This window comes from Bordetella genomosp. 6, assembly GCF_002119705.1.
Lineage (GTDB): Bacteria > Pseudomonadota > Gammaproteobacteria > Burkholderiales > Burkholderiaceae_B > Bordetella > Bordetella bronchiseptica_F.
In genome coordinates this window covers 1352570-1379242 of sequence record NZ_CP021107.1, presented here as the reverse complement: position 1 = coordinate 1379242, position 26673 = coordinate 1352570, and the positions used below count along the sequence as shown (strand labels likewise).

The 26673-nt window shown below is 68.1% G+C and carries 25 protein-coding genes; 13 read left to right on the top strand and 12 right to left on the bottom strand.

The features are described from left to right. Positions 1-2 precede the first annotated feature (2 nt). The 12 genes from acnD (at position 3) to CAL11_RS06505 (ending at position 13477) form a co-directional block, all read left to right on the top strand. A complete protein-coding gene (gene acnD, locus CAL11_RS06560) occupies positions 3-2597 on the top strand; it encodes a Fe/S-dependent 2-methylisocitrate dehydratase AcnD (RefSeq protein WP_167382455.1) in 2595 nt (864 codons plus the stop codon). Between the two features lie 56 nt (positions 2598-2653). After that, on the top strand, positions 2654-3844 hold the full coding sequence (gene prpF / locus CAL11_RS06555; RefSeq protein ID WP_086092462.1) for a 2-methylaconitate cis-trans isomerase PrpF: 1191 nt from the start codon (positions 2654-2656) through the stop codon (positions 3842-3844). A 17-nt stretch (positions 3845-3861) separates the two neighbouring features. After that, the gene (locus CAL11_RS06550; protein WP_086092461.1) at positions 3862-5319 is read left to right on the top strand and encodes a bifunctional 2-methylcitrate dehydratase/aconitate hydratase; all 1458 of its coding nucleotides are present in this window, start codon (positions 3862-3864) and stop codon (positions 5317-5319) included. Positions 5320-5389: 70 nt separating this feature from the next. Further along, positions 5390-5812 (top strand): CopD family protein, encoded by a 423-nt coding sequence (locus CAL11_RS06545; protein ID WP_010930898.1) that lies wholly within the window; start codon positions 5390-5392, stop codon positions 5810-5812. A 29-nt stretch (positions 5813-5841) separates the two neighbouring features. Further along, a complete protein-coding gene (locus tag CAL11_RS06540) occupies positions 5842-7338 on the top strand; it encodes a THUMP domain-containing class I SAM-dependent RNA methyltransferase (protein ID WP_086092460.1) in 1497 nt (498 codons plus the stop codon). Positions 7339-7550: 212 nt separating this feature from the next. Next, the gene (locus CAL11_RS06535) at positions 7551-7733 is read left to right on the top strand and encodes a hypothetical protein (protein ID WP_003813674.1); all 183 of its coding nucleotides are present in this window, start codon (positions 7551-7553) and stop codon (positions 7731-7733) included. Between the two features lie 143 nt (positions 7734-7876). Beyond that, on the top strand, positions 7877-8407 hold the full coding sequence (locus CAL11_RS06530) for an RDD family protein (RefSeq protein ID WP_015065147.1): 531 nt from the start codon (positions 7877-7879) through the stop codon (positions 8405-8407). A gap of 64 nt (positions 8408-8471) precedes the next feature. Then, complete coding sequence (locus tag CAL11_RS06525; RefSeq protein ID WP_086092459.1) at positions 8472-9344, top strand: UDP-2,3-diacylglucosamine diphosphatase; 873 nt, start codon at positions 8472-8474, stop codon at positions 9342-9344. A 137-nt stretch (positions 9345-9481) separates the two neighbouring features. Then, positions 9482-11146: an acyl-CoA synthetase gene (locus tag CAL11_RS06520; RefSeq protein ID WP_086092458.1), complete on the top strand. Its 1665-nt coding sequence runs from the start codon at positions 9482-9484 to the stop codon at positions 11144-11146. An 11-nt stretch (positions 11147-11157) separates the two neighbouring features. Next, entirely contained in the window at positions 11158-11679 is a 522-nt protein-coding gene (locus CAL11_RS06515; RefSeq protein ID WP_015065144.1) for a gamma carbonic anhydrase family protein, read from the top strand. Between the two features lie 49 nt (positions 11680-11728). Further along, positions 11729-12643, top strand: coding sequence for an Hsp33 family molecular chaperone HslO (gene hslO / locus CAL11_RS06510; RefSeq protein ID WP_086092457.1), 915 nt, complete (start codon positions 11729-11731; stop codon positions 12641-12643). Positions 12644-12724: 81 nt separating this feature from the next. Next, positions 12725-13477, top strand: a complete 753-nt coding sequence (locus CAL11_RS06505) for a TadE/TadG family type IV pilus assembly protein (RefSeq protein WP_086092456.1) — start codon at positions 12725-12727, stop codon at positions 13475-13477. On the opposite strand, the gene CAL11_RS06500 is transcribed toward CAL11_RS06505, so the two are convergent. Genes CAL11_RS06500 through CAL11_RS06490 form a run of 3 tightly spaced genes read right to left on the bottom strand, consistent with a single transcriptional unit; the run spans position 13455 to position 15165 of the window. Continuing rightward, positions 13455-13856, bottom strand: coding sequence for a cupin domain-containing protein (locus tag CAL11_RS06500; protein WP_086092455.1), 402 nt, complete (start codon positions 13854-13856; stop codon positions 13455-13457). The genes CAL11_RS06505 and CAL11_RS06500 overlap by 23 nt on opposite strands. 24 nt (positions 13857-13880) lie before the next feature. Continuing rightward, entirely contained in the window at positions 13881-14360 is a 480-nt protein-coding gene (locus CAL11_RS06495) for a carboxymuconolactone decarboxylase family protein (protein WP_086092454.1), read from the bottom strand. 49 nt (positions 14361-14409) lie between these two features. Further along, complete coding sequence (locus CAL11_RS06490; RefSeq protein ID WP_086092453.1) at positions 14410-15165, bottom strand: SDR family oxidoreductase; 756 nt, start codon at positions 15163-15165, stop codon at positions 14410-14412. Positions 15166-15362: 197 nt separating this feature from the next. On the opposite strand from CAL11_RS06490, the gene CAL11_RS06485 reads away from it, so the two are divergent. Then, positions 15363-16928, top strand: a complete 1566-nt coding sequence (locus tag CAL11_RS06485; protein WP_086092452.1) for a winged helix-turn-helix domain-containing tetratricopeptide repeat protein — start codon at positions 15363-15365, stop codon at positions 16926-16928. A 278-nt stretch (positions 16929-17206) separates the two neighbouring features. Here CAL11_RS06485 and ftsB read toward each other — a convergent pair whose 3' ends face one another. The 9 genes from ftsB to gsiD form a co-directional block, all read right to left on the bottom strand. Next, complete coding sequence (gene ftsB, locus CAL11_RS06480) at positions 17207-17563, bottom strand: cell division protein FtsB (protein ID WP_015065137.1); 357 nt, start codon at positions 17561-17563, stop codon at positions 17207-17209. Between the two features lie 81 nt (positions 17564-17644). Beyond that, positions 17645-18931 carry a phosphopyruvate hydratase gene (eno, locus tag CAL11_RS06475; RefSeq protein ID WP_015065136.1) on the bottom strand — a complete coding sequence of 429 codons (1287 nt, stop codon included), beginning with the start codon at positions 18929-18931 and terminating at the stop codon, positions 17645-17647. 5 nt (positions 18932-18936) lie between these two features. After that, positions 18937-19221: a DUF1330 domain-containing protein gene (locus CAL11_RS06470; RefSeq protein WP_015065135.1), complete on the bottom strand. Its 285-nt coding sequence runs from the start codon at positions 19219-19221 to the stop codon at positions 18937-18939. Between the two features lie 9 nt (positions 19222-19230). Continuing rightward, the gene (kdsA, locus tag CAL11_RS06465) at positions 19231-20088 is read right to left on the bottom strand and encodes a 3-deoxy-8-phosphooctulonate synthase (protein ID WP_015065134.1); all 858 of its coding nucleotides are present in this window, start codon (positions 20086-20088) and stop codon (positions 19231-19233) included. Continuing rightward, positions 20085-21737, bottom strand: coding sequence for a CTP synthase (locus CAL11_RS06460; RefSeq protein ID WP_003813705.1), 1653 nt, complete (start codon positions 21735-21737; stop codon positions 20085-20087). Before CAL11_RS06460 ends, kdsA begins: the two co-directional genes overlap by 4 nt. Positions 21738-21953: 216 nt before the next feature. Continuing rightward, positions 21954-23753, bottom strand: coding sequence for an aminopeptidase P family protein (locus tag CAL11_RS06455; RefSeq protein WP_086092451.1), 1800 nt, complete (start codon positions 23751-23753; stop codon positions 21954-21956). 8 nt (positions 23754-23761) lie between these two features. Continuing rightward, positions 23762-24580, bottom strand: a complete 819-nt coding sequence (locus CAL11_RS06450) for a M55 family metallopeptidase (protein ID WP_086092450.1) — start codon at positions 24578-24580, stop codon at positions 23762-23764. Between the two features lie 26 nt (positions 24581-24606). Continuing rightward, entirely contained in the window at positions 24607-25755 is a 1149-nt protein-coding gene (locus tag CAL11_RS06445; protein ID WP_086092449.1) for a P1 family peptidase, read from the bottom strand. A gap of 15 nt (positions 25756-25770) precedes the next feature. Continuing rightward, positions 25771-26670, bottom strand: coding sequence for a glutathione ABC transporter permease GsiD (gsiD, locus tag CAL11_RS06440; RefSeq protein WP_086092448.1), 900 nt, complete (start codon positions 26668-26670; stop codon positions 25771-25773). Positions 26671-26673: the final 3 nt, after the last annotated feature.

Sequence of the window (26673 nt, the reverse complement as noted above, 5' to 3'; positions counted from 1 at the left end):
TCATGAACACGAAATACCGCAAGAACCTGCCCGGTACGTCGCTGGACTATTTCGACGCCCGCCAGGCAGTCGAAGACCTCCAGGCCGGCGCCTGGGCCACGCTGCCCTATACCTCGCGCGTCCTGGCCGAGAACCTGGTGCGGCGCTGCGACCCCGCCACGCTGTCCGACTCGCTGCGGCAGCTGATCGAGCGCCGCCGCGACATGGACTTCCCCTGGTACCCCGCCCGCGTGGTGTGCCACGACATCCTGGGCCAGACGGCGCTGGTCGACCTGGCCGGCCTGCGCGACGCGATCGCCGACGCCGGCGGCGACCCGGCGCAGATCAACCCGGTGGTGCCCACGCAACTCATCGTGGACCATTCGCTGGCGGTCGAGTACCCGGGCTTCGACAAGGACGCCTTCGAGAAGAACCGCGCGGTGGAAGACCGGCGCAACGAAGACCGCTTCCACTTCATCAACTGGACCAAGCAGGCCTTCCGCAATGTGGATGTGATCCCGCCGGGCAACGGCATCATGCACCAGATCAACCTGGAGAAGATGTCCCCGGTGGTGCAGGTGCGCGACGGCGTGGCCTTCCCGGACACCTGCGTGGGCACCGACAGCCACACCCCGCACGTCGACGCCCTGGGCGTGATCGCCATCGGCGTGGGCGGCCTGGAGGCCGAGAACGTGATGCTCGGGCGCGCTTCCTGGATGCGTCTGCCGGACATCGTCGGGGTGGAGCTGACCGGCCGGCCGCAAGCCGGCATCACCTGCACCGACATCGTGCTGGCGCTGACCGAATTCCTGCGCCGCGAAAAGGTGGTGGGCGCGTACATCGAATTCCTGGGCGAAGGCGCCAGCGCGCTGACCATCGGCGACCGCGCCACGATTTCCAACATGACCCCGGAATTCGGGGCGACGGCCGCGATGTTCTATATCGACGGCCAGACCACCGACTACCTCACCCTGACCGGCCGCGAAGACAGCCAGGTCAAGCTGGTTGAAACCTATGCCCGGCAGGCCGGACTGTGGGCCGACGACCTGGCGGGCGCGCAGTATGAGCGCATGCTGCGCTTCGACCTGTCGTCGGTCGTGCGCAACATGGCCGGCCCGTCCAACCCGCACAAGCGGGTGGCCACCACCGAACTGGCCGAACGCGGCATTGCCGGGCCGTGGCAGGAAACGCCGGGACAGATGCCCGACGGCGCGGTGATCATCGCCGCCATCACCAGCTGCACCAACACCAGCAACCCGCGCAACGTCATCGCCGCCGCGCTGCTGGCGCGCAACGCCAACCGCGCCGGCCTGACGCGCAAGCCATGGGTCAAGAGCTCGCTGGCGCCAGGCTCCAAGGCGGTCCAGCTTTACCTGGAGGAAGCCGGCCTGCTGCCCGACCTGGAAAAACTGGGTTTCGGCATCGTGGCTTTCGCCTGCACGACCTGTAACGGCATGAGCGGCGCGCTCGACCCGAAGATCCAGCAGGAAATCATCGACCGCGATCTCTATGCCACCGCCGTGCTGTCGGGCAACCGCAACTTCGACGGCCGCATCCACCCGTACGCCAAGCAGGCCTTCCTGGCCTCGCCGCCGCTGGTGATCGCCTACGCGATCGCCGGCACCGTGCGCTTCGACATCGAGAAGGACGCGCTGGGCGTCGACGCCTCGGGCAAGCCCGTGACGCTCAAGGACATCTGGCCCAGCGATGCGGAAATCGATGCGGTGGTGGCCGCCAGCGTCAAGCCCGAGCAGTTCCGCAAGGTCTACGAGCCGATGTTCCGCTTCGCCGAGGAGCAGACCGGCAAGATCGACCCGCTGTACGACTGGCGCCCGCAAAGCACCTACATCCGCCGCCCGCCCTATTGGGAAGGCGCGCTGGCCGGGGAGCGCACGCTCAAGGGCATGCGCCCGCTGGCCGTGCTGGGCGACAACATCACCACCGACCACCTGTCGCCGTCCAACGCCATCATGGCCGACAGCGCGGCGGGCGAGTACCTGGCCAGGATGGGCCTGCCGGAAGAGGATTTCAACTCCTACGCCACCCACCGCGGCGATCACCTGACCGCGCAGCGCGCCACCTTCGCCAATCCGAAGCTGATCAACGAGATGGCGGTGGTCGACGGCCAGGTCAAGCAAGGTTCGCTCGCGCGGCTGGAGCCCGAAGGCAAGGTCATGCGCATGTGGGAGACCATCGAAACCTACATGGACCGCAAGCAGCCGCTGATCATCATCGCCGGCGCCGATTACGGCCAGGGCTCGTCGCGCGACTGGGCGGCCAAGGGCGTGCGGCTGGCCGGCGTCGAGGCCATCGTGGCCGAGGGCTTCGAGCGCATCCACCGCACCAACCTGATCGGCATGGGCGTGCTGCCGCTGGAGTTCCAGGCCGGCGTCGACCGCAAGACGCTGGGCATCGACGGCACCGAAACCTTCGACGTCGTCGGCGAGCGCGTGCCGCGCGCCACGCTGACGCTGGTCATACACCGCCGCGACGGCGAACAAGTGCAAGTACCGGTCACCTGTCGCCTGGACACCGCCGAGGAAGTCTCGATCTACGAGGCTGGCGGCGTGCTGCAGCGATTCGCCCAGGATTTCCTGGAGTCCACGCAGACGACCTGACCCTCCTACGGCGGCGCCCGCGCGGCGCCGCCCCAGCCCCGCAAGGAATCGAAGACATGGCTTTCCTTCCCCAACTCAAGGTCCGCGCCACCTACATGCGCGGGGGCACCAGCAAGGGCGTGTTCTTCCGCCTGCAGGACCTGCCACCCGCGGCCCAGGCGCCGGGACCGGCGCGCGATGCGCTGCTGCTGCGCGTGATCGGCAGCCCCGATCCGTACGGCAAGCAGATCGACGGCATGGGCGGCGCCACCTCCAGCACCAGCAAGACGGTCATCCTGGACCGCAGCCAGCGCCCCGACCACGACGTCGACTACCTGTTCGGCCAGGTCTCGATCGACAGCGCCTTCGTCGACTGGAGCGGCAACTGCGGCAACCTCAGCGCGGCGGTGGGCGCCTTCGCCATCGAAAGCGGCCTGGTCGACCCGGACCGCGTCCCGCGCAACGGCACCGCCGTGGTGCGAATCTGGCAGGCCAATATCGGCAAGACCATCCTGGGCCATATCCCCATCGTCGACGGGCAGGTGCAGGAAAGCGGCGACTTCGAGCTCGACGGCGTCACCTTCCCGGCCGCCGAGGTGCAGTTGGAATTCCTCGACCCGGCCGACGAGGGCGAAGGCGAAGGCGGGGCGATGTTCCCCACCGGCAACGTGGTCGACACCCTCGAGGTGCCGGGCATCGGCACGCTGCAGGCAACGCTGATCAACGCCGGCATCCCGACGATTTTCGTCGACGCGCAGGCCGTCGGCTATACCGGCAGCGAATTGCAGGACGATATCAACGGCGACCCCAAGGCCCTGGCCATGTTCGAGACGCTGCGCGCCCACGGCGCGCTGCGCATGGGCCTGATCGCCGACGTCGCGGAAGCGGCCAAGCGCCAGCACACGCCCAAGGTCGCCTTCGTGGCGCCGCCGGCCGCCTATACGGCCTCCAGCGGCAAGCAGGTCGGGGCCGGCGACATCGACCTGCGCGTGCGCGCCCTGTCCATGGGCAAGCTGCACCACGCGATGATGGGCACCGCCGCGGTCGCGATCGGCACGGCGGCCGCCGTGCCCGGCACGCTGGTAAACCTTGCCGCCGGCGGCGGCGAACGCGAATCCGTGCGTTTCGGCCACCCTTCGGGTACGCTGCGGGTAGGCGCCCAGGCTCGCCTGGAGGACGGCCAGTGGAAGGTCACCAAGGCCGTCATGAGCCGCAGCGCCCGCGTACTGATGGAAGGCCATATCCGCGTACCGGCCGAAACGCTCTGACTACAGGGAGGAGGAGGATGAGCCACGCCACCATCCCCTTCAACCAGCGCCCCGCCTGGGATCCGGCGCTGGCCGATATCGTCGACTATGTGCTGGATTACGAGGTCCAGGGCAACCTGGCCTACGAAACCGCGCGCAACTGCCTGATCGACACGCTGGGCTGCGGCATGGAAGCCCTGGAGTACCCGGCCTGCCGGAAATTGCTCGGGCCCATCGTGCCGGGCACGGTCGTGCCGCATGGCGCGAAAGTCCCGGGCACCCAGTTCCAGCTCGACCCGGTCCAGGCCGCCTTCAACATCGGCGCCATGATCCGCTGGCTGGATTTCAACGACACCTGGCTGGCCGCCGAATGGGGCCACCCGTCCGACAACCTGGGCGGCATACTGGCCACCGCCGACTGGCTGTCGCGCAACGCCGTGGCCAACGGCAAGCCGCCGCTGGCCATGCGCGACGTACTGACCGCGATGATCAAGGCGCACGAGATCCAGGGTTGCATCGCGCTGGAAAACTCGTTCAACAAGGTCGGCCTGGATCACGTGGTGCTGGTCAAGGTTGCCTCGACGGCCGTGGTCGCGCGCATGCTGGGCCTGTCGCGCGAGGAAATCCTCAACGCGGTGTCGCTGGCCTGGGTCGACGGACAGAGCCTGCGCACCTACCGCCACGCGCCCAACACCGGCAGCCGCAAGAGCTGGGCCGCGGGCGACGCCACCAGCCGCGCCGTGCGCCTGGCGCTCATCGCCCGGACCGGCGAAATGGGCTACCCATCGGCGCTCACGGCGCCGACCTGGGGTTTCTACGACGTCCTGTTCAAGGGCCGGCCGTTCAAGTTCCAGCGGCCCTACGGCAGCTACGTGATGGAGAACGTCCTGTTCAAGATCTCCTTCCCCGCCGAGTTCCACGCGCAGACCGCGGTGGAATGCGCCATGGAGATCCATGCGCTGCTCAAGGCGCGCGGCAAGTCGGCCGACGATATCCGTCGCATCACGATCCGCACCCACGAAGCGTGCATCCGCATCATCGACAAGCAGGGCCCGCTGAACAACCCCGCCGACCGCGACCACTGCATCCAGTACATGGTGGCCGTGCCCCTCCTGTACGGCCGCCTGACCGCCGCCGACTACGAGGACGGCATCGCCCGCGACCCGCGCATCGACGCGCTGCGCGCCCGCATCGTGTGCATGGAGGACCCGGCGTTCACGGCGGACTACCACGATCCGGCCAAGCGATCGATCGCCAACGCGCTGACGGTCGAATTCAACGACGGCTCCAGCCTGGATGAAATCGTCTGCGAGTACCCGATCGGCCACCGCCGCCGCCGCGCCGACGGTCTCCCGCTGCTGGAAGCGAAATTCCGCGCCAACCTGACGCGCGTCTTCCCCGCCCGTCAGCAGGAGCGCATCCTGGATGCCTCGCTGGACCAGCGAAAGCTGGAAACCATGCCCGTCAACGAGTACGTGGATCTTTACGTGATCTGAGGGCGTGCCCGGCCCGCCGCCATGGGCCCTGCAATACAATGTGGCGTTTCACGCAAGGGACGCGCTCTCCATGCTCTGGGTCAAGACTTTCCACATTGTGTTCATTGCCGCCTGGTTCGCCGGCCTGTTCTACCTGCCGCGCATCTATGTCAACCTGGCGCAGCAGTCCGATCCGGCGATCCAATCCTGTCTGCTCGGCATGGCGCGCCGCCTCTACCGCTTCACGACGCTGCTGGCCATCCCCGCCATCGTGCTGGGTCTCTGGCTGTACGTGGGCTACCGGATCGGCACCGGCCCGGGCAATGCCTGGATGCATGCCAAGCTGCTGTTCGTGCTGCTGATCATCGGCTACCACCATGCCTGCGGCGTCATGCTGCGCAAGTTCGAGCAGGGCCGCAATGCCCGCACGCACAAGTTCTATCGCTGGTTCAACGAAATCCCCGTTGTGCTGCTGTTGATCGTGGTCACGCTGGTTGTCGTCAAACCCTTTTGATTTCCGCGCCAGCGATGGCCTGAACCCGTATGCCCACCGATGATAAAGCGCGTCCGCGCAAGACGCTGACGATCAAGAAAACCGCGCCGGCCGCGCCTACGGCCGGCGACGAGGCGCCCAAGCGCAAGCGCACCGGCGCCCGCGCGCGCCTGGTGGCGCAGATGGAGCGCGCCAAGGAGCAGCACGCGCCGCGGCGAGCGCCCGAATCGCGGGACGCGGCCGCCGACGCGCCGCAGCCTGGACGCCGCGACGACCGCGCGGCCCGCGCGGCGCGCGCCTGGCAGGACGAGCACGCGCCGCGCCGGAAAGCGCCGCGCCAGGACGCCGCGCACCACGAAGACGCCCCGCGCCGCCGCCCGCGCGTCCCGCGCGAAGCCGAAGTCTTCGCCGTATACGCCCCCTGCCCGCAGGGCATCGAGGAAGCCCTGGCCGCCGAAATGCAGGCGCTGGGCTTCGAGGATGCCCGTCCGGGCCGCGCCGGCTGCGCCTTCAGCACCGACTGGGCCGGCGTGCAGCGCGCCAACCTGTATTCGCGGCTGGCGACCCGCATCCTGGTCCAGGTCGCGCAGGCCGACATCGGCCACGAGGACGATATCCTCGACCTGGCGCGCAGCGTGCCCTGGGAGCGCTGGTTCGGTCCGGACGAGACCCTGCGCGTCGATACCTCGGCGATCAAAAGCCCGGTCAAGAGCCTGCAGTACTGCAACCTGCGCGCCAAGGACGGCATCTGCGACCGGCTGCGCGAGATCGAAGGCGCGCGGCCGGACATCGACACCGTGCGGCCCGACGCCCGCGTCCACCTGTTCCTGTCCGGCACCACGGCCACGCTGTACCTGGACACCTCGGGCGAATCCCTGTTCAAGCGCGGCTGGCGGCTGGACAAGGGCGAGGCGCCCCTGCGCGAAAACCTGGCCGCCGGCATGCTGGCGCTGGCCGGCTGGGATCCGGCCGAACCCTTGCTGGATCCGTTCTGCGGCAGCGGCACCATTCTCATCGAAGCGGCCTGGATCGCCCTGGGCGTGCCGCCCGGCATCTCGCGGCCATTCGGCTTCGAGCGCCTGCGCAACCACGACGCGCGCCGCTGGCAGGACCTGAAGGCCGACGCCCGCACGCGCATCCAGACCCAGCTCGAGACCCCGCTGTTCGGCTACGACCTCGATCCGCGCGCCATCGAATACGCGCAGGCCAACGCCGAACGCGCCTGGCTGACCGCCGACACCATCCGCTTCGAAGTGGGCGACGCGCGCCACCTGGCTGCGCCGGCCGACCACGGCTGGATCGTCACCAACCCGCCCTATGGCGAGCGTATGGAAACCGAGGAAGACTCCGAAATGTGGCGCGACTGGGCAGCGTGCCTGAAGCGCCAGTTCGCCGGCTGGCAGCTGCATGTGATTTCCAGCGACATGACGCTGCCGCAGCGCCTGCGCCTCAAGCCGCTGCGCCGCGTGCCGCTGCACAACGGCGCGCTGGACTGCCGCCTGTTCGGCTTCGAACTGGTGCCCGCCAGCTACCGCAAGCCCGCATAGTCGCCGGCACGTGGCGCAGCGGCGTTGTAAAAGCGCCGCAACAATGCCCCACTATCGTCATGGCTGGCGCCCCCGTTGCGCCGAATTGGGGCATTATCACCACAGGCATCGCGCACTTTGCACCACGGGCTTGCATGCGTTCAGGGTTAACCCTATAATCGGGGTTAACCCTAGTAGCACGAACACATGCACTGGCCCTGGAGCCTACCGCGATGAACCCGAATACCTTCCGCCTGACCGACGAACTCGAACGCCAACTGATGCTGCAAGCCATGGAAGACCAGTTCCGCCCGCGCCCGATGCGCGCGCTGGCTGCCGGGCTGCGCAAGCTGGCCGACGGCATCAAGTCGGTCGCCGGCAAGAGCGGCTCCAAGGCCGCCCACTCGGCCGCCTGAACAGGCCCGAGCGCAAGAAGCAACGATTTTCCGTTTTCCTTACCGTTTTCCCCTTGGGGGCTGCAAAGCCCCTTTTAAGACCCGCTCTAAACCAGCGGGTTTTTTTTTGGCCGGGATCCTGGCTTGCTGGATAATACCGGCCCATGAATGCCACCCATGACCTCCAGTCGACTCCCAGCCGCCTGCGGCGCTTCGCCTGCATGATGTACGAAGGCGTGTTGCTGTTCGGCGTCGTCTTCATCGCCAGCTACCTGTTCGACACCCTGACCCAGAGCAAGCACGGCCTGATGCTGCGCGACGGCCGCCAGGTCTGGCTGTTCCTGGTGATCGGCCTGTACTTCGTGCTGTGCTGGCGGCGTCGCGGCCAGACCCTGCCGATGAAGACCTGGAACATCCGCCTGGTCGACCGCGACGGCCAGCCGCCCTCCACGCCGCGGCTGATCCTGCGCTACGTGCTGGCGTGGCCGCTGCCCCTGGGGGCCGCCGCGCTGGTGTGGCTGGCCTCGTCGCTGACGGGCTGGCGCTCGGTCGACATGTTCATCGTGCTGGCGCCGTTCGCCATTTTCGCGTGGAGCTGGGTCGATCCGGACGGCCAGTTCCTGCACGACCGGCTGCTGGGCACCCGGTTGCGCAACGCCCCGCCGCGCGCCGCGCGCGCCGTCGCGGGGACATAGCGTCACAACGCCGTCACGGTTCGTTCACGGAGGCGTCATCGGGGGGTGGTTTCATCCTTGGGCAATGACAGCCCGAATGGAAACGACCGTGACCGAGATCCATCCCACGCATTGGCGCACGCTGTGGATTTCCGACATTCACCTGGGAACGGCCGGATGCAAGGCCGAATTCCTGCTCGATTTCCTCGACCATAACGATTCGGACACGCTGTACCTGGTGGGCGACATCGTGGACGGCTGGCAGTTGCGCAAGCACTGGCACTGGCCGCGCGCCCACAATGACGTGGTCCAGCGCATCCTGCGCAAGGCGCGCAACGGTACCCGGGTGGTGTTCGTACCCGGCAACCACGACGAGTTCGCGCGAGAATTCGCGGGCTTTGCCTTCGGCGACATCGAGATCCTGGACGAGGACATCCACGTCACGGCCCAGGGCGTCAAGCTGCTGGTGCTGCACGGCGACCAGTTCGACGGCGTCATCCAGCACAGCAAATGGCTCGCCCACCTGGGCGACTCGCTCTACCAGACCGCGCTGTGGCTGAACCACCACTTCAACCGCCTGCGCCACCGGTTGGGCCTGCACTACTGGTCGCTGTCGCAATACCTCAAGCACAAGGTGAAGAACGCGGTGGCCTTCATCACCGACTTCGAGGAGGCGCTGGCCGGCGAAGCGCGCCGGCGCGGACTGGACGGGGTGGTATGCGGCCATATCCACCAGCCGGCGCTGCGCCAGGTCGACGGGATCCTCTATTGCAACGACGGCGACTGGGTGGAAAGCCTCTCGGCGCTGGGCGAAACCCACGAAGGCCAGCTGCAGCTGCTGGACTGGGCCGCCTGCATGGCCGAACGCGGCAACGACCCCGCGGCGGCCCGGCCGCGGCGCTCGCTGACCCTGCCCGCCCTGCCCTCGGCCTTGCGCCGCCAGGGCCGCCACCCGTAATAACCCTTATACGTCCCCGTTAGGGATACGGGGATGTTGCAGTTCACGGCCCTCTCAGTCATGCTTGCAGTTGGGGCAACCGGCTCCTCGCAACGCCAACCATCCCATCGTTGCCACCGAGCTCAGACCATAGGGCCATGAACGACCAATACGAGGCGCTGTACCAAACCTTCCGCTGGCTGGTTCCGACCCAGTTCAATATCGCGGACGCCTGCTGCCACCGCTGGGCCGCCAGCAGTCCGGACGCACGCCGTATCGCCATCTACTACGAAGACGAAGCGGGCAACCGCGAGGTCTGGACCTACGCGCGCCTGGCCGAAGCCGCCAACCAGTTGGCCAACGGCCTGGTGAAGATGGGCGTGGAGCGCGGCGACCGCGTGGGTGTGGTATTGGGACAACGTCCGGAGACCGTCGTCGCGCATATGGCGATCTACAGCGTCGGCGCCGTGGTGCTGCCGCTGTCGCCCCTGTTCGGCCCGGAGGCGCTGGAGTCGCGCCTGCGCGATGCCGAGGCGCGGATCGCCATCGTCGACTACGCCTCCAGCGCCAACCTGCTGGCCATCAGCGACAACTGCCCCAACCTGCACCAGATCATCGGCATCGGCTTCGCCGACGAGCGGGTGCTGCCCTGGCGCAGCCTGCTGGCGCGCCAGCCGAGCGAATTCAAGATGGTGGCCACGCGCGCGTCCGACCCGGCCATCCTGATGTACACCTCGGGCACCACCGGCGCGCCCAAGGGCGCGCTGCTGCCGCACAGCGTGCTGATCGGCAACCTGCCCGGGTTCGTCGCGTCGCAGGACTGGTTCCCCAGGCCCGGCGACGTCTTCTGGTCGCCGGCGGACTGGGCCTGGACGGGCGGCATGATGGACGCCCTGCTGCCGACCCTGTATTTCGGCCACCCCATCGTCGGCACGCGCGGACGCTTTTCGCCGGAGCGCGCCTTCGAGCTGATGGAGCGCTATCAGGTCACCAATACCTTCCTGTTCCCGACCGCGCTGAAGATGATGATGAAGTCCGTGCCCGAGCCGCGCGGCCGCTACCAGTTGGCGCTGCGCAGCATCATGAGCGCCGGAGAAAGCGTGGGCGAAACCGTGTTCGCGTGGTGCGAACAGGCGCTGGGCATCACGCCCAACGAGATGTTCGGCCAGACCGAGCTGAACTACGTGGTGGGCAACAGCAACCGGCGCTGGCCGGCGCGCCCCGGCAGCATGGGCCGGCCCTATCCGGGCCACCGGGTCGCCGTCATCGACGAGGCGGGCCAACCGGTCAAGCCGGGCGAAACCGGCGAGGTGGCGCTCAACCGGTTCGATATCCACGGGTTCCCCGACCCGGTGCTGTTCCTGGGCTACTGGCGCAACGAGGCCGCCACCGCCGCCAAGTTCACCGGCGACTGGTGCCGCACGGGCGACCTGGCCAGCATCGACGCCGACGGCTACCTCTGGTACGCCGGACGAGCCGACGATGTGTTCAAGTCGGCTGGCTACCGGATCGGCCCGGGCGAAATCGAGAACTGCCTGCTTGGCCATCCCGCGGTGGCCAATGCCGCGGTCGTGCCCAAGCCCGACGCCGAGCGCGGCGCCCTGGTGAAGGCCTATGTGGTGCTGACGCCCGAGTACCAGGGCCGCGATCCGGACAGCATTACCCAGGTGCTGCAGGAACACGTGCGCGACCGCCTGGCCCCCTACGAATATCCCAAGGAAATCGAATACGTCGATGCCTTGCCCATGACCACTACCGGAAAGATCCAGCGCGCCGTACTGCGCCGCCGCGAGGCCGAACGCGCCAGCGGCGTTCACTCCTGAAGACCTTCGCAATGCCGATTTACCAGCTCGACGACCTGATCCCCGCCATCGACCCCAGCGCCTATCTGGCCGACAGCGCCGATATCATCGGCAACGTCACCCTGGAGGCCGGCGTGAGCATCTGGTCGCAAGTCTCCATCCGCGGCGACAATGCGCCCATCCTGGTGCGCAGCGGCACCAACATCCAGGAAGCCAGCGTGCTGCACGTGGACGCCGGCTGCCCCATGACCGTGGGACCCAATGTCACGGTCGGCCACCAGGCCATGCTGCACGGCTGTACCATCCATGAAGGCGCATTGGTGGGCATGCAGGCCATCGTCCTGAACAACGCCGTGGTCGGCCGCAATTGCCTGATCGGCGCCGGCGCCATCATCCCGGAAGGACGCATCATCCCCGACAACTCGCTGGTCATCGGCATCGGCAAGATCGTGCGCGAACTCAGCGCCGAGGAAATCGCCGAAATGCAGGCCAACAATCGCCACTATGTCGAGCGCGGCCTGCACTACAAGACCGCGCTCAAACGCATCGGCTGACGGGTCGCGGGCGCCCCGGCGCCCCTGGGCAATCGGCTAAGATTCCACTATGACCGATCTGCTCAAGAAATACCTGTTCGAAGACCGTTCCGTCCGCATCCAGGCGGTTCGGCTGCACGAGACCTGGCTGCAAGCCCAGGTCAACCATCAGCACCCGCCCGCCGTCACGCGCCTGCTGGGCGAGCTGGTGGCCGCCTCGACGCTACTGGCCGCCAACATCAAATTCGACGGCTCGCTGGTGCTGCAAATCCAGGGCGATGGCCCGCTGGCCCTGCTGGTGGTCGAGTGCCGCTCGGACCTGAGCCTACGCGCCACCGTCAAGGTCCGTGAAGGGGAATCCGTCCCTGATAGCGGGACGATGCAAAGCCTGCTCAACGCCAACGGCAACGGCCGCTTCATGGTGGTGCTGGATCCGCAGCGCAAGGTGCCCGGCCAGCAGGCCTACCAGGGCATCGTGCCGCTGGAAGGCGAAACCGTCGCCGAAGCGCTGGGCCACTACATGAAGGCGTCCGAACAACTGGATACGCAGCTGTGGCTTGCCGCCGACGAGCAGCATGCCGCCGGCCTGCTGGTCCAGCGCCTGCCCGACCATGGCGGCACCACCCAGGGCGACGCAGCCGAAAGCTGGAGCCGGGCCACCCATCTGGCCGCCACGCTGCAGCCGGCCGAACTGCTGGCGACCGACACCGACACGCTCATCCACCGCCTGTACTGGGAAGAACCCCTGATGGCGTTCGAGCCGCATGCCGTGCGCTGGTTCTGTCCCTGCACGCGCGAGCGGGTGTCGAACATGCTGCGTTCGCTCGGCCAGGCCGAAGTCGAGTCCATTCTTGCCGAACAGGGCCGGGTCGAAGTGTCATGCGACTTCTGCGGCAAACCCTACGAGTTCGACAAGGTGGATTGCGCTGGCCTGTTCGCGCCCAATGCCCCCATGCCGGAACAGGACCCGCCCACGGTGCACTGACGGCGCGCCGGCCGTGATGGCCGCAGCCCGCGTACTAGCCACAATCGACGCGCGCGGCGGCGCCCAGCAGACTGGGCGGCCATGGAGAACACCGCCGCCGTCCCGTTCCCGCGCCACGCAGGCGCCGCCGCCCTCGAGTTCATGCTGGCCGGCATGCTGTTGCTGGCAGTGTCCATCGCCGCCGTCGAAACCATGTATTGGCACCAGACGCGCCACCTGGCCTATCTGGCGCTGATCGAGGCGGCGCGCGCCGGCGCCACCTCGCACGGCGACCCTGGCGCCATCGAGCGGGCCTTTGCCCGCGCCATGCGGGCGCGCTACGCGGCAGCCCAGCCCGGCCAGGCCGCGGCACGCCGGCAACATGCCTGGAGCCGCCAGCAGGCACGCACCGGCCTGCCGGTCTGGCGCATCGATATCCTGCGGCCCGGCCCGGCGGCGTTCGCCGACCATGGCGCCGCCAACCGGGCCCTGCGCGGCCCGCCCCGCATCCGCAACGATTATCAGGCTGAACAGCACGCGCGGCGCCTGGCCCAGGGCTGGCCGGGCGGGGCCGGGCCGCGCTCGGGGCTGGACATTTTCCAGGCCAACACGCTGCGGCTGCGGCTGGTCTACCGCCTGGCGCCGCTCTCTCCCTGGCTGGGCGCCCTGCTCAAGGCTGCGGCCGCGCTGGCCCCGGCTTGCGCCCGGCCCGCCTGGCGGCAGGGCCTGCTGCCGCTGCGGCTCGAACTGGACATGGACATGCAATCCGATCCGGTGCTCGGGCCCGCCCGGCCCGATGTGGCCTATGGCGACGCGCGAGGCTGCGGCGACCTCACGGCTGCGGCGTCAGGATAGCCTCGCCGCGATTCTTCAACAGAAAGACCAGGAACCGGGCCGGCTCGGTGGCGCTGGCATTGCGTCCTATGGTGTGCACGTCGTCCGGCCCTTCATGGAAGGTCTGCCCCGGCCCCAGGGTGACGGGTTGGCCGCCGCGCACGCCCATCACGATCGAGCCCTGCAGCACATAGACGAATCCGTGCGCATTGTGGCGGTGCACGGGATCGGCGCCGCCAGGAGGATAGTCGACCACGATGACCGCCACTTCCTTGCCGGGATAGTCCCGCAGCGGCTGCGTCATCAACGGCGTCACGCCGGGTTCGGGCGGCCCTTGCCGGGCGGCCGCCGTGCCCGTGGCCAGGCACAGCGCCAGGCATAGCAGTGGAAAGCGGGACATGATTCGCTCCTTGCGGGCCGGGGCTCAGGACAGGCCGGACTTGTCCACGCCGAAGGCCTGGTCGTATTTGCCGGGCTCGATCCGGAAGGCCACATTGACGCGGTTCCAGGCATTGATCGACATCACCAGGAACGTGAGATCCGAGAGCTCCTGGTCCGACAGCTGCTCGCGCACCTGCGCGTAGATCTCATCCGATACGCCCTCGGCCGGTATCCGCGTCAGCACGTCGGTCCAGGCCAGGGCGGCGCGTTCGCGCGGGCTGAACAGCGTTGATTCGCGCCACGCCGCGATATGGTGCAAGCGCAGCGGCCGCTCGCCATGAATGGTGGCCTCCTTGACGTGCATATCCAGGCAGAAGGTGCAGCCGTTGATCTGCGAGGCCCGGATGTCGACCAGGTCGCGGATCGACGTCTCGATGCTGGACTGCTTGAAGGCCAGGCTGAAGGCGACGAATTTCTTGAACAATTCGGGAGACTGCTGTTGGTAGTCGAGGCGTTGGGTCATGGGGAATGCTCCGGTTGGTTGTCTGGACAGGCCCGGCGAAAGCGCGTCCTCATGGCCGCGCCGCGGGACGGCTGAGCCAGTTCATCAAGCGCGTCGGGCCAATGCGCGGGTTGTCGCCCGCCACCAGCGAGCGGTCGTCGAGTTCGCTGCCGAAGTAGCGCGCATGCACGTCGGCGACGACCTGCCGCCGGTCGCCGCGCGCGACGAGGAACTTGCGCGCCAGCTCATCGAGCGGCAAGCGGTCGGGCCCGGCCACTTCCACCGTGCCGTTGAGCGGCATGCCGACGGCCAGGTCCGCCAGCGCGGCGCTGACGTCGTCGGCGGCGATGGGCTGGATCAGCGCGGGCGACAGGCGCACCATGTCGCCATCGGCGCCCGCATTGACGATGCTCTCGATGAATTCGAAGAACTGGGTCGCGCGCAGGATGGTGTAAGGCACCTTGGACGCCTTGATGAGCGCTTCCTGCGCCACCTTGGCGCGGAAGTACCCGCTGTCGGCCAGTCTGTCGGTGCCCACGACCGACAGCGCCAGGTGATGCGTCACGCCCGCGGCGGTCTCGGCGGCCAGCAGCGTGCGGCCCGAGGTTTCGAAAAATGCCATGACGGCCTGGTCCTCGAAGGAAGGCGAGTTGGCCACGTCGATCACCACCTGGGCGCCGTCCAGCGCCTGCGCCAGGCCTTCGCCGGTGATCGTGTTGACGCCGGTGCCCGGCGAAGCCGCCACCGTCTCGTGGCCATCGCGGCGCAGCCGGCTGACCACGTTCGATCCGATCAGGCCGGTGCCGCCAATAACGACTATCTTCATGCTCTGCTCCTTTGGGGGGACGATCGCCGTCGTTGCGGCGACCTGTGCATGCAGTATGCTTGGCACCCTGGCGGAGCACTTTGCCGGCATCTTGTTTTTCCCTTGTTTTTCGCTTGGCGCGGTCCGCGCAGGCCGCGCCGGCCGACCCGTCCCCACGGTTACCCGAACGGCACGTCCCCAGGCACCAGGAGCTGCGAATGCGATTGGCATTTGACGACTGTCTGCTCGACCTGGACCGGCGCGAACTGACGCGCGGGTCGCGGGCGGTGGCGACTGCGCCGCAAGTCTTCGACCTGCTGGCCTATTTGCTGGCAAACCGCGAGCGCGTCGTCGACCGCGACGAACTGATCCAGGCGGTCTGGAACGGCCGCATCGTCTCCGAATCGACCCTGGCCAGCCACATCAATGCGGTGCGCACGGCGGTCGGCGACAGCGGACAGCGGCAGGCGGTGGTCCGTACCGTTGCCCGCAAGGGCTTTCGCTTCGTGGCCGAGGTGCGGGCCGCCGCGCCGGTTCCGGCCGAGATGGCCAGCACGCCGGCGCCGCCCGCGACGGCGCCGGCGCTGCCTGCCAAGCCGTCCATCGCCGTGCTGCCGTTCGTGAACCTGAGCGCCGACCCCGAGCAGGATTACCTGGCCGATGGCGTGGTGGAAGACATCATCGCCGCGCTGTCGCAATACCGCTGGCTGTTCGTGGTAGCGCGCAATTCCAGCTTCACCTACAAGGGCCGGACCGTGAACGTGCGCCAGGTGGGCCGCGAACTGGGGGTGCGCTATGTGCTGGAAGGCAGCTGGCGCAAGGAGCGCAACCGCGTGCGGATCACCGGGCAACTGATCGACGCCGCAAGCGGCGCGCATCACTGGGCCGATCGATACGAAGGCGTGCTGGACGATATCTTCGCGTTGCAGGACCAGATGACCGAAAGCGTGGTCGGCGCGATCGCGCCGCAGCTGGAGCGGGCCGAGATCGAGCGCGCGCGGCGCAAGCCCACCGGCAGCCTGGACGCCTACGACTACTACCTGCGCGGCATGGCCTGCGTGCACCAGGGCACCCGTCAGGCCGCCGAACAGGCCTTGCCGCTGTTTCACCGCGCCATTGCCTGCGACCCCGATTTCGCGCCGGCCTATGCCATGGCCGCCTGGTGCCACTGCTGGCGCAAGGTCAATGGCTGGATGCAGGACAAACCGCGGGAGATGGCCGAGGGCGCCCGCCTGGCCCGGCGCGCCGTGGAGCTGGACCGGATCGATGCCGTGGCCCTCACGCGCAGCGGCCACGCGCTGGGCCACCTGGCCGGCGATCTGCAAGGCGGCATTGCCTTGCTGGACCGGGCGCTGGTGCTCAACGCCAACCTGGCCGCGGCCTGGTTCCTGAGCGCGTTCCTGCGCCTGTGGCACGGCGAGACCGGGCTGGCCGTCACGCATTTCACCCAGGCCATGCGGCTGAGCCCGCTGGATCCGGAACTGTACCGGATGCAGGCCGGCATGGCGGTGGCGCATCTGTTCCTGGGGCATTACGACGCCGCGGCGGCGTGGGCCGAACAGGCGCTGCGCGAACTGCCCAGTTTCCTGATGGCGGTCGCCACTGCCGCGGCCGGCCACGCCCTGGCCGGCCGCGGCGCGCGGGCGCGGCACGCCATGGAGGAGTTGCGCCGGCTCGATCCCGCCTTGCGGCTGGCCGGCCTGGCGCAGTGGCTGCCGATCCGCAAGGACGAGGACCTCGCCGCTCTCGCCCAGGGGCTGCGCCTGGCGGGCCTGCCTGAGTAGCGCAGGGCTGCGCCCGCTACGCGGCCTTGCTGCCCCCCGACGGGGCTTTTTTGCCTTGGGACGGCCCTACGGCAAAAGTCGTGCCCCCACGCTGCGCCCGCTACGCGGCCTTGCTGCCCCCCGAGGGGGCTTTTTTGCCTTGGGACGGCCCTACGGCAAAAGTCGTGCCCCCACGCTGCGCCCGCTACGCGGGCTTGCTGCCCCCCGAGGGGGCTTTTTTGCCTTGGGACGGCCCTACGGCAAAAAAAACTCCCCTGGCGGGGAGTTCCGGCGCCGGCTCAGCGGCGCGGCGGCGTGGCGGGCGGCTTGGGCTTGGACAGCGCCGAAGCCTGTGGCGTGGAATTGTCCGAGGGCAGCGCCGTGCCGGGCGGCAGGATATGCACGAAGACTTCGCCATCGCGCATCATGCCCAGCTCGCTACGGGCACGCTCCTCGACCGCGCCCACGCCGGTCGCCAGGTCGCGTACTTCGGCCTCCAGCGCCGTATTGCGCGCCCGCAGGCCGTCGTTGGTCTCGCGCTGTTCGGCCACCTGCCGCTGCAGATCCCATACCTTGAACCAGCCGCCCTTGCCCAGCCAGAGCGGGTATTGGATCAAGCCTAGCAGCACTAGCAGCACCAGGAACAGCAGGCGCATACGCGGGCACCTTGAGCAAACGCGGTAGACAGCGGTTTCCGGCCGGTCCGCGCTACCGCGGCCCGGCCGGATTACTGACCATTAACGCAGGTTGTAGAACGCCTCGAGGCCGGGATAGGAGGCCACTTCGGCCAATTCTTCCTCGATGCGCAGCAACTGGTTGTACTTCGCCATACGGTCGGAACGCGACAGCGAGCCGGTCTTGATCTGCATGGCGTTGGTAGCCACCGCGATGTCGGCAATGGTCGAATCTTCGGTTTCGCCGGAACGGTGCGAGACCACGGCGGTATAGCCGGCGCGCTTGGCCATTTCGATGGCGGCGAAGGTCTCGGTCAGGGTGCCGATCTGGTTGATCTTGATGAGGATCGAGTTGGCCACCCCCTTCTGGATGCCTTCGCGCAGGATCCGCGTGTTGGTGACGAACAGGTCGTCGCCCACCAGCTGCACCTTCTTGCCCAGCTGGTCGGTCAGCAGCTTCCAGCCGTCCCAGTCGTTTTCGGCCATGCCGTCTTCGATCGAGATGATGGGATACTTGTCGCACCAGGTCGCCAGCAGATTGGCGAACTCCTGCGAGGACAGCGACACACCGCCTTCTCCGGCCAGCGTGTACTTGCCGTCGCGGTAGAACTCCGAGCTGGCGCAATCCAGGCCCAGGGCGATCTGCGTGCCCGGCTCGTAGCCGGCTTCGGAGATGGCCTTGAGGATCAGCTGGATGGCGGCCTCGTGGCTGGGCACGTTGGGCGCGAAACCGCCCTCGTCGCCCACGGCGGTCGACATGCCCTGGTCGTGGATCAGCTTCTTGAGCATGTGGAACACTTCGGCGCCCCAGCGCAGCGCTTCGCGGAAGCTGGCCGCGCCCACCGGCAGGATCATCAGTTCCTGCAGGTCCAGCGTGTTGTTGGCGTGCGCGCCGCCGTTGATGACGTTCATCATCGGCACGGGCATGCTCATGGGGCCGCTGCCGCCGAAGTAACGGTACAGCGACAGGCCCGACTCGTCGGCCGCGGCGCGCGCGACCGCCATGCTGGCGGCCAGCATGGCATTGGCGCCCAGGCGTTCCTTGCTGTCGGTGCCGTCGAGTTCGATCAGGGTGCGATCGACGAAGGTCTGTTCCTGCGCGTCCAGGCCCATCAGGGCTTCGGAGATCTCGGTGTTGAGATTCTCGACCGCCCGCAGCACGCCCTTGCCCAGATAACGGCCCTTGTCGCCGTCGCGCAGTTCGATGGCCTCGCGCGAGCCGGTGGAGGCGCCCGAAGGCACGGCGGCGCGACCCATCGCGCCCGACTCCAGCAGCACATCGCACTCGACGGTAGGATTGCCGCGCGAATCGAGGATTTCGCGGCCGATGATATCGACGATTGCACTCATGGTTCTTACATTCCCTGAACGATAAACATATTCATGATGGCCGCGCCTTCTCGCGCATTGCGGGCACGGCGGTACTGATAGGAGTCATAGAAGGCCTGAGCCTTGTCCATGGACGGAAACTCCATGATGACCGTGCGGCCGGGCTCCCTGCCCTCGAGGTGCCGCGACTCGCCGCCGCGCACCAGAACCTTCGCATCGTAGGCGCGCATGGCCAGGGTGGACAGGCGCTTATAGTCTTCGTACTGCGCGGGTTTGGTAACGGAAACGTCGGCGATCAGGTAGGCACTCATGCGATTCCTTCAGACAAACTGGTTTTCGAGAAAGCCACTGCGTTTGGTGACGCGGTCCAGCGCCACCAGGGATTCAAGCAACTCCGCCATGCGGTCCAGCGGCACGGCATTGGGACCGTCGGACATGGCGCAAGCGGGATTGGGATGGGTTTCCATGAACAGCCCGGCCACGCCGACCGCGACGGCGGCACGCGCCAGCACCGGCACGAATTCGCGCTGGCCGCCCGACGAGGTGCCCTGCCCGCCCGGCAACTGCACCGAGTGCGTGGCATCGAACACGACGGGACAGTCGGTTTCCCGCATGATAGCGAGCGAACGCATGTCGGACACTAAGTTGTTGTATCCGAAAGAAGCGCCGCGCTCGCAAACCAGGATGTTATTGCCGTCGCCGCCGGCTTCCAGCGCCGCGTCGCGGGCCTTCCGGGCCACCTGGAGCATGTCGTGCGGCGCCAGGAACTGGCCCTTTTTGATATTCACCGGCTTGAGCGTGGCCGCACAGGCGCGGATGAAATCGGTCTGCCGGCACAGGAAGGCCGGCGTCTGCAGCATGTCGACCACCGCGGCCACGGGCGCGACCTGCTCGATATCGTGCACGTCGGTGAGGACCGGCACGTCCAGCTGGGCCCGCACATCGGCCAGGATCTTCAGGCCTTCGTCGATGCCCGGGCCGCGAAACGACTTGCCCGAACTGCGGTTGGCCTTGTCGAACGAGCTCTTGTAGATGAAGGGCACCCCCAGCTTGCCGGTGATCTCCTTGAGGCGGCCGGCGGTTTCGAAGGCCAACTCGCGCGACTCGATGACGCACGGGCCGGCGATCAGGAAAAAGGGATGATCCAGGCCGATATCGAAACCGCAGGCTTTCATCACGCCTCCTTGGCGCGCTGCGCTTTATGCTCGAGCGCCGCCCGGATATAGCTGGAGAACAGGGGGTGCCCGTCGCGCGGCGTCGAGGTGAACTCGGGGTGGAACTGCACGCCCACGAACCACGGATGGCTGGGCAGCTCCATCATCTCGGGCAGGTTCTCGGTGGGCGTACGCGCGCTGATCACCATGCCGGCGTCTTCGAGCCGGGGGACATACACGTTGTTGACTTCGTAGCGGTGGCGATGGCGCTCGTTGACGTCGTCGCCGTAGATGGACTGCGCCCGGGTGCCCGGGCGGATCGGACAGCGCTGCGCGCCCTTGCGCATGGTGCCGCCGAGATCCGAGCTGTTGTCGCGGCGCTCGACGCGGCCTTCGCGATCCATCCATTCGGTGATCAGGGCCACCACCGGATGCGGCGCGGCCGGATCGAACTCGGTGCTGTTGGCGCCGCCCAGGCCGGCCACGTGGCGCGCGAACTCGATCACGGCCAGCTGCATGCCCAGGCAGATGCCCAGGTACGGCACGCCGTTCTCGCGCGCATAGCGGATGGCGGCGATCTTGCCCTCGGTGCCGCGCTTGCCGAAGCCGCCTGGCACCAGGATGGCGTCCAGGTGCTTGAGCTGGTCGGTGCCGCGGGTCTCGATATCCTCGGAGTCGATGTACTCGATATTGACCTTGGAGCGCGTGTGGATGCCCGCGTGCACCAGCGCTTCGCTGAGCGACTTGTACGACTCGGTCAGGTCGACATACTTGCCGACCATGCCGATGGTGACGGAATCCTGCGGGTGCTCAAGCGCGTCGACCAGGTTGTCCCACATGGACAGGTCGGCCGGCGGCGGGGTCAGGCCCAGGGCCTCGCACACGATGTTGTCCACGCCCTGCTTGTGCAGCATGGCGGGAATCTTGTAGATGGAGTCGACGTCCCAGACCGAAATCACGGCATCGAGCGGCACGTTCGAGAACATCGAGATCTTGGCGCGCTCGTCGTCGGGGATGCGGCGGTCGGCGCGGCACAGCAGCACGTTCGGGTAGATGCCGATCTCGCGCAGCTTCTGCACCGAGTGCTGGGTCGGCTTGGTCTTGAGCTCGCCGGCCGACGCGATGTAGGGCACCAGCGTCAGGTGCACGAAGGCGGCGTTGTTGCGCCCCATGCGCAGGCTCATCTGGCGCGCGGCCTCCAGGAAGGGCAGCGACTCGATGTCGCCGACCGTGCCGCCGATCTCGACGATGGCCACGTCGGTGGCGCCATTCCAGGCGGCCTCCGCGCCACGCGCGACGAAGTCCTGGATTTCGTTGGTGATGTGCGGAATGACCTGGACAGTCTTGCCCAGGTAGTCCCCTCGGCGTTCCTTGCGCAGGACGGATTCGTAGATCTGGCCGGTGGTGAAGTTGTTCACCTTGCGCATCCGGGCCGAAATGAAGCGCTCGTAGTGGCCCAGGTCCAGGTCGGTCTCGGCCCCATCCTCGGTCACGAACACCTCGCCGTGCTGGAACGGGCTCATGGTGCCGGGATCAACGTTGATATAGGGGTCCAGCTTGAGCAGGGTGACTTGCAGGCCGCGCGACTCGAGGATCGCGGCGAGGGACGCGGCGGCGATCCCCTTGCCCAGGGAAGACACCACACCGCCGGTGACAAATACGTATTTGGTCATCGTGAGTGAGCGCCCGGGACGAGCGGGCGCATGCGGGAAATTTGGATTATACCCGGGGAAGCGGACGTGTTGGGGTTTCCCCTTAGGCGGGTGGCGGTAACAGTTGGCCGCGCGCCACGCCGGCGTCCGCGCGCCCGTCCATGTTAGGTCGCGGCCCGCCCGCGCGCCAGCCCCGCGCCCGATTTCCCGTCCGCCGGCCCTGCGCCCGGTGGCCGCTCAGTCCGCGCCCAGGGGCCGGGTGCGCGCCTGCAGCCATTGCAGCGCGTCGCCCTCGACCCAGGGCGCCAGGCGCTCGCGCACGGTGCGGTGGTAGTCGTCCAGCCAGGCGATCTCGTCGGCGCGCAGCAGCGTGGCGTCGATGCAGCGCGTGTCGATCGGACACAGCGTCAGGGTTTCGAAGCAGAGGAACTCGCCCAGTTCGCTTTCCAGCCACGTGCGGTTGGCCACCAGGTTCTCGATGCGCACGCCCCAGCGGCCGGGCCGGTAGATGCCCGGTTCGTTGGAGGTGATCATGCCCGGCTCCATCGCGGTATGCGGGCCGGGCGCGGCGCGGTACGAGATGACCTGCGGCCCCTCGTGCACATTGAGGAAATAGCCCACGCCGTGGCCGGTGCCATGGCCATACTCGGCGCCCCCCGCCCAGATGGGCGCCCGGGCGATGGCGTCGAGCATGGGCGAAGGCGTGCCGCGTGGAAAGGACGCGCGCGACAGGGCAATCATGCCCTTGAGCACTAGCGTGAAATCGACCTTCTGGTCGGCGCTGGGCGCGCCGACGGCGACCACCCGCGTGATATCGGTGGTGCCGCCCAGGTACTGGCCGCCGGAATCGATCAGCAGCAGGCCGTCGCCCTCGATGGCGGCATGCGCCTGCGGCGTGGCCCGGTAGTGCGGCATGGCGCCGTTGGCATTGAAGCCGGCGATGGTGGCGAAGCTGGGGCACACGTAGCCGGGCCGGCGGCCGCGCGCGGCCGTGATGCGCTCGTCGATGGTCAGTTCGGTCACCGGCTCGCGGCCCAGCGCGCCCTCGAACCAGGCGAAGAACTCGCACAGCGCCGCGCCATCCTGCTCCATGACGGCGCGCACGCTGGCCAGCTCCGCATCGCTCTTGCGCGATTTGTACAGCGTCGAGGGGTTGATGGCCTCGACGCGCGGCACGGCTGGATCCATGGCGTGGAACACGCCACAGGTGACGCGCGCCGGATCGATCAGCAGCGTCTGGTCCGTCTGCAGCGACCCCAGCGCTTCGGCGGCCAGCGCATAATCGGCCGTCTCGACCCCGTCGGCGGCCAGCGCCCGGCGCAGCGCCGCGTCGATCTTGCCGTCGGCGACGAACAGGGTGGCGTGATCCGGCCCGACCAGCGCGTGGGCGAGGAAAACCGGGTTGTATTCGACGTCCGAGCCGCGCAGGTTGAACAGCCAGGCGATGTCGTCCAGCGTGGACAGCCAGTGCGCATCGGCGCCGTGCTCGCGCATGGCGGCGCGCACGCGCGCCAGCTTGCCGGCGCGCGGCTCGCAGGCGTGCGGGGCCGCATGTTCATGGACGGGCGCGGACGGCAGGCCCGGCCGATCGGGCCAGATGGCCTGCAGCAGGTCGGACTGGATGTCCAGATGGATGCCGGCGGGCGCCAGCGCCGCCGACAGCGCGCGAAACGCGGCCAATCCCAGGACCTGGCCGTCCACCCCCACCCTGCTGCCCGCCGGCAACCGGGCGGCCAGCCAGTCCACGTGGCCCGGCGTGCCGGCCGAGGCGATCTTCATGAGCGTCACGCCGGTGCCGGCCAGTTGGTTCTCGGCCTGCACCCAGTAGCGGCTGTCGACCCACAGCCCGGCGAAATCGCGCGTGACGACCAATGTGCCCACCGACCCCGTGAAGCCGGACAGCCAGCGCCGGCCTTGCCAGCGCCCTGGCAGGTATTCCGACAGGTGCGGATCGGCCGACGGCACGATGTAGGCATCCAGCTGGTGCTGGCGCATGGCCCGGCGCAGCGCGCCGATGCGGGTATCGGTGACAGACATGAGGTTCCTTAACGCAGCATGAAGGACATGGCGGCGAGGCTGTTGAGCGTGCGGATGGCGGCCTGCATGCTGTCGACGGTAAAGCGCAGCGTGACGCCGTCCACGCGCTCCAGCGCGGGCCAGGTGCAGAACAGGTCGGCCAGCGCCGCGCTCTGGGTCTGCAAACGGCATTCTATCGGCGCGGCGATGCGCAGGGGAGTCAGTCCGCCCAGATTGCGCACGGCGGCCTCCGCCGCCTGGGCGATGGCCCGCCGCGCGGCGGCCGGATTGAGCGTCACGCCGCTGCCCTGCCCGTGCGCGACCTTGGTCTGCACCCATTGGGCGGCGGGAAACAGTTCGCGGGTCTCGGCGATGAACACGTCGTCGCCGCTGGCCAGCGCCACCGGCACCCCCAGCTCGCCGGCCAGCGCGCCGTACAGGCCGGCTTCGCCCAGCTCCGCGCCGTTGATGAAGACGCGCGCGAACGCAAAGCTGTTGATCGTGTGCGCCAGCACCCCGCGGCCCTGCGAACGCGAGTGGTAGCCGATCATGAACACCGCGTCGCAGGGCTCTTCGAGCCCGCCCATCATGCCCAGGTAGCGCGGCTTGCCCAGCACCAGGCGGGCCCGCTCGTCGAGCTGGTCGGGCAGCAGATTGCGAAAACCGCCGTGCGAGTCATTGACCAGCACTTCGTCGGCGCCGCCCGCGATGGCGCCGGCGATGGCGGCGTTGGCCTCGCTTGTCATCCAGGCCCGCGCGCGCTCGTATTCGCCATTGCCCGGCCGTACCTGCTCTGCATGGAACACGCCGGCCACGCCTTCGATATCGGTGGAAATCAGGACTTTCATGGGAAACCGCCTCGTTTCGGGGAGTGTCAGAAGGCCGCCTCGGCCAGCCACTGGCGCCACTGGGGCGCCGCCTCGCGAATCGCGCGCCGCACGTGGCCGTCGCGCCCGGCGACCGTTTCGGCGCGCCACAACGCCGCCACGATGGCCTGCTCGACCGCCTCGGCGGCGGCCTCGAACAGCGCGTCGATGCGGGTTTCGTGCAGCATCGCCTGCACCGGCATGCCGCGCTCGGCCAGGTGCGGAATCGTGTAGGCAGTGGAAAACGCCAGGGCGATGTCGCCGCTGCCATGGCCGAACACCGAGCCGGTGCGCGCCAGGCCCGCGCCCGCGCGCAGGGACAGCCGGCGCAATTGGCGCGAATCGAGCGGCGCGTCGGTCGCCAGCACGAGAATGATGGACCCCTGCTCGGGCTGGCCCGCGGGTTCGCCGTCATGCGAGGCGGCGGCCAGCCGGCGGCCGAACGGGCGGCCGGCAATCGTCATGCTGGCACGCCGGCCGAAATTGGACAGCACCAGCGCGCCCACCGTATAGCGCTGGCCCGGATAGGCCTGGGCCAGGCGCGACGCCGAACCGACGCCGCCCTTGAGCCCGAAGCTGGACATGCCGCGCCCGGCGCCCACCGAGCCCTGCTCGAACACGCTGGCGGCGCTGCGCCAGGCCTGCTCGTAGTGCGCCTCGGCCACAGCCTGCGCCTGGATATCGTTCAGGTAGCCGTCGTTGCACTCGAACACCAGCGGGTTTACCGTAGGCCAGGCGCGCCCGATCTCGGGATTGGCTCCGATGGCCTGGCGGATCTGCGCATTGGCCACGGCGCCCACGGCGAACGTATTGGTCAGCGCAATGGGCGTTTCCAGCACGCCCAGCTCTTCCACCTGGATCAGGCCGCAGCTCTTGCCGAAGCCGTTGAGGACGGTGGCGGCGGCCGGCACCTTGTTGCGAAACGGGTCGCCTTCGTGCGGCCGCACGACGGTCACGCCGGTCTGCCGCGCACCCTGCGCCAACGTGAAATGCCCGACGGTCACGCCGGGCACATCGCCGATCGAATCGAGTTCGCCCGCCGGCAGCATGCCGATGCGCGGGAGGTCCAGTTGTTCCATAGCATTCGTCCGTGTCGCCACGGCCTTGGAGGTGAAAGGGCCGCCGCGCGGGCTGCCCGACCGGCGCGGCGCATGCAGGCGCCGCGCCCTGTCCTACTTGCGGTCGATCTTGGGATCCAGCGCGTCGCGCAGGCCGTCGCCCAGCAGATTGAACGCCAGTACGGTAAAGAAAATCGCCAGCGCCGGGAAGATCGCCACATGCGGAGCAATGACCATGTCGGCGCGCGCCTCGCTCAGCATCGCGCCCCATTCCGGCGTGGGCGGCTGCGCCCCCATGCCCAGGAATGACAGGCTGGCCGCGGTGATGATGGAGGTGCCGATGCGCATAGTGCCATACACGACGATGGGCGATATCGTGCCCGGCAGGATATGCCGCATGATGATAGTCCAATCGGACGCGCCGACGCTGCGCACCGCCTCGACATAAGTCATCTGCTTGATCGCCAGCGTGTTGCCGCGCACCAGGCGGGCAAAGGCCGGCACGCTGAACACCGCCACCGCGACAATGACGTTGACCATGCTCGACCCGAGGATCGCCACCACGCCGATGGCCAGCAGCATGCCCGGGAAAGCCAGCAGCACGTCGGAAATGCGCATGGTGATGCGTTCCCACCAGCCCTGGTAGTAACCCGCCATCAGGCCCATGAACGTGCCGACCACGGCGCCCATGGCCACCGACAGGAAGCCGGCGGCGAGCGAAATTCGCGCGCCCATGATGATGCGGCTGAAGATGTCGCGGCCCAGCGAGTCCACGCCCAGCCAGTGGGTGGCCGACGGCCCGGCGTTCAGAGCGTCGTAGTCGAAGAAATTTTCCGGGTCGAACGGCACGATCCAGGGCGCGAGGACGGCGATGAGCACCAGCAGCAGGACGAACAGGCCGGCGCCGACGGCCAGCTTCTGCTTCTTGAACTTGCGCCAGAACTCGGAGGCGGGCGTGCGCACGTCCTCCTTGGAGGCCTGCGCGGCCACGACGGCGGTATCGGTGTTGCTCATGGC

What these genes read in the sequence shown, in the direction of transcription:
- acnD (WP_167382455.1), top strand. Translation starts at nt 3, where the DNA reads ATGAACACGAAATACCGCAAGAACCTGCCCGGTACGTCGCTGGACTAT.
- prpF (WP_086092462.1), top strand. Translation starts at nt 2,654, where the DNA reads ATGGCTTTCCTTCCCCAACTCAAGGTCCGCGCCACCTACATGCGCGGG.
- CAL11_RS06550 (WP_086092461.1), top strand. Translation starts at nt 3,862, where the DNA reads ATGAGCCACGCCACCATCCCCTTCAACCAGCGCCCCGCCTGGGATCCG.
- CAL11_RS06545 (WP_010930898.1), top strand. Translation starts at nt 5,390, where the DNA reads ATGCTCTGGGTCAAGACTTTCCACATTGTGTTCATTGCCGCCTGGTTC.
- CAL11_RS06540 (WP_086092460.1), top strand. Translation starts at nt 5,842, where the DNA reads ATGCCCACCGATGATAAAGCGCGTCCGCGCAAGACGCTGACGATCAAG.
- CAL11_RS06535 (WP_003813674.1), top strand. Translation starts at nt 7,551, where the DNA reads ATGAACCCGAATACCTTCCGCCTGACCGACGAACTCGAACGCCAACTG.
- CAL11_RS06530 (WP_015065147.1), top strand. Translation starts at nt 7,877, where the DNA reads ATGAATGCCACCCATGACCTCCAGTCGACTCCCAGCCGCCTGCGGCGC.
- CAL11_RS06525 (WP_086092459.1), top strand. Translation starts at nt 8,472, where the DNA reads ATGACAGCCCGAATGGAAACGACCGTGACCGAGATCCATCCCACGCAT.
- CAL11_RS06520 (WP_086092458.1), top strand. Translation starts at nt 9,482, where the DNA reads ATGAACGACCAATACGAGGCGCTGTACCAAACCTTCCGCTGGCTGGTT.
- CAL11_RS06515 (WP_015065144.1), top strand. Translation starts at nt 11,158, where the DNA reads ATGCCGATTTACCAGCTCGACGACCTGATCCCCGCCATCGACCCCAGC.
- hslO (WP_086092457.1), top strand. Translation starts at nt 11,729, where the DNA reads ATGACCGATCTGCTCAAGAAATACCTGTTCGAAGACCGTTCCGTCCGC.
- CAL11_RS06505 (WP_086092456.1), top strand. Translation starts at nt 12,725, where the DNA reads ATGGAGAACACCGCCGCCGTCCCGTTCCCGCGCCACGCAGGCGCCGCC.
- CAL11_RS06500 (WP_086092455.1), bottom strand. Translation starts at nt 13,856, where the DNA reads ATGTCCCGCTTTCCACTGCTATGCCTGGCGCTGTGCCTGGCCACGGGC.
- CAL11_RS06495 (WP_086092454.1), bottom strand. Translation starts at nt 14,360, where the DNA reads ATGACCCAACGCCTCGACTACCAACAGCAGTCTCCCGAATTGTTCAAG.
- CAL11_RS06490 (WP_086092453.1), bottom strand. Translation starts at nt 15,165, where the DNA reads ATGAAGATAGTCGTTATTGGCGGCACCGGCCTGATCGGATCGAACGTG.
- CAL11_RS06485 (WP_086092452.1), top strand. Translation starts at nt 15,363, where the DNA reads ATGCGATTGGCATTTGACGACTGTCTGCTCGACCTGGACCGGCGCGAA.
- ftsB (WP_015065137.1), bottom strand. Translation starts at nt 17,563, where the DNA reads ATGCGCCTGCTGTTCCTGGTGCTGCTAGTGCTGCTAGGCTTGATCCAA.
- eno (WP_015065136.1), bottom strand. Translation starts at nt 18,931, where the DNA reads ATGAGTGCAATCGTCGATATCATCGGCCGCGAAATCCTCGATTCGCGC.
- CAL11_RS06470 (WP_015065135.1), bottom strand. Translation starts at nt 19,221, where the DNA reads ATGAGTGCCTACCTGATCGCCGACGTTTCCGTTACCAAACCCGCGCAG.
- CAL11_RS06460 (WP_003813705.1), bottom strand. Translation starts at nt 21,737, where the DNA reads ATGACCAAATACGTATTTGTCACCGGCGGTGTGGTGTCTTCCCTGGGC.
- CAL11_RS06455 (WP_086092451.1), bottom strand. Translation starts at nt 23,753, where the DNA reads ATGTCTGTCACCGATACCCGCATCGGCGCGCTGCGCCGGGCCATGCGC.
- CAL11_RS06450 (WP_086092450.1), bottom strand. Translation starts at nt 24,580, where the DNA reads ATGAAAGTCCTGATTTCCACCGATATCGAAGGCGTGGCCGGCGTGTTC.
- gsiD (WP_086092448.1), bottom strand. Translation starts at nt 26,670, where the DNA reads ATGAGCAACACCGATACCGCCGTCGTGGCCGCGCAGGCCTCCAAGGAG.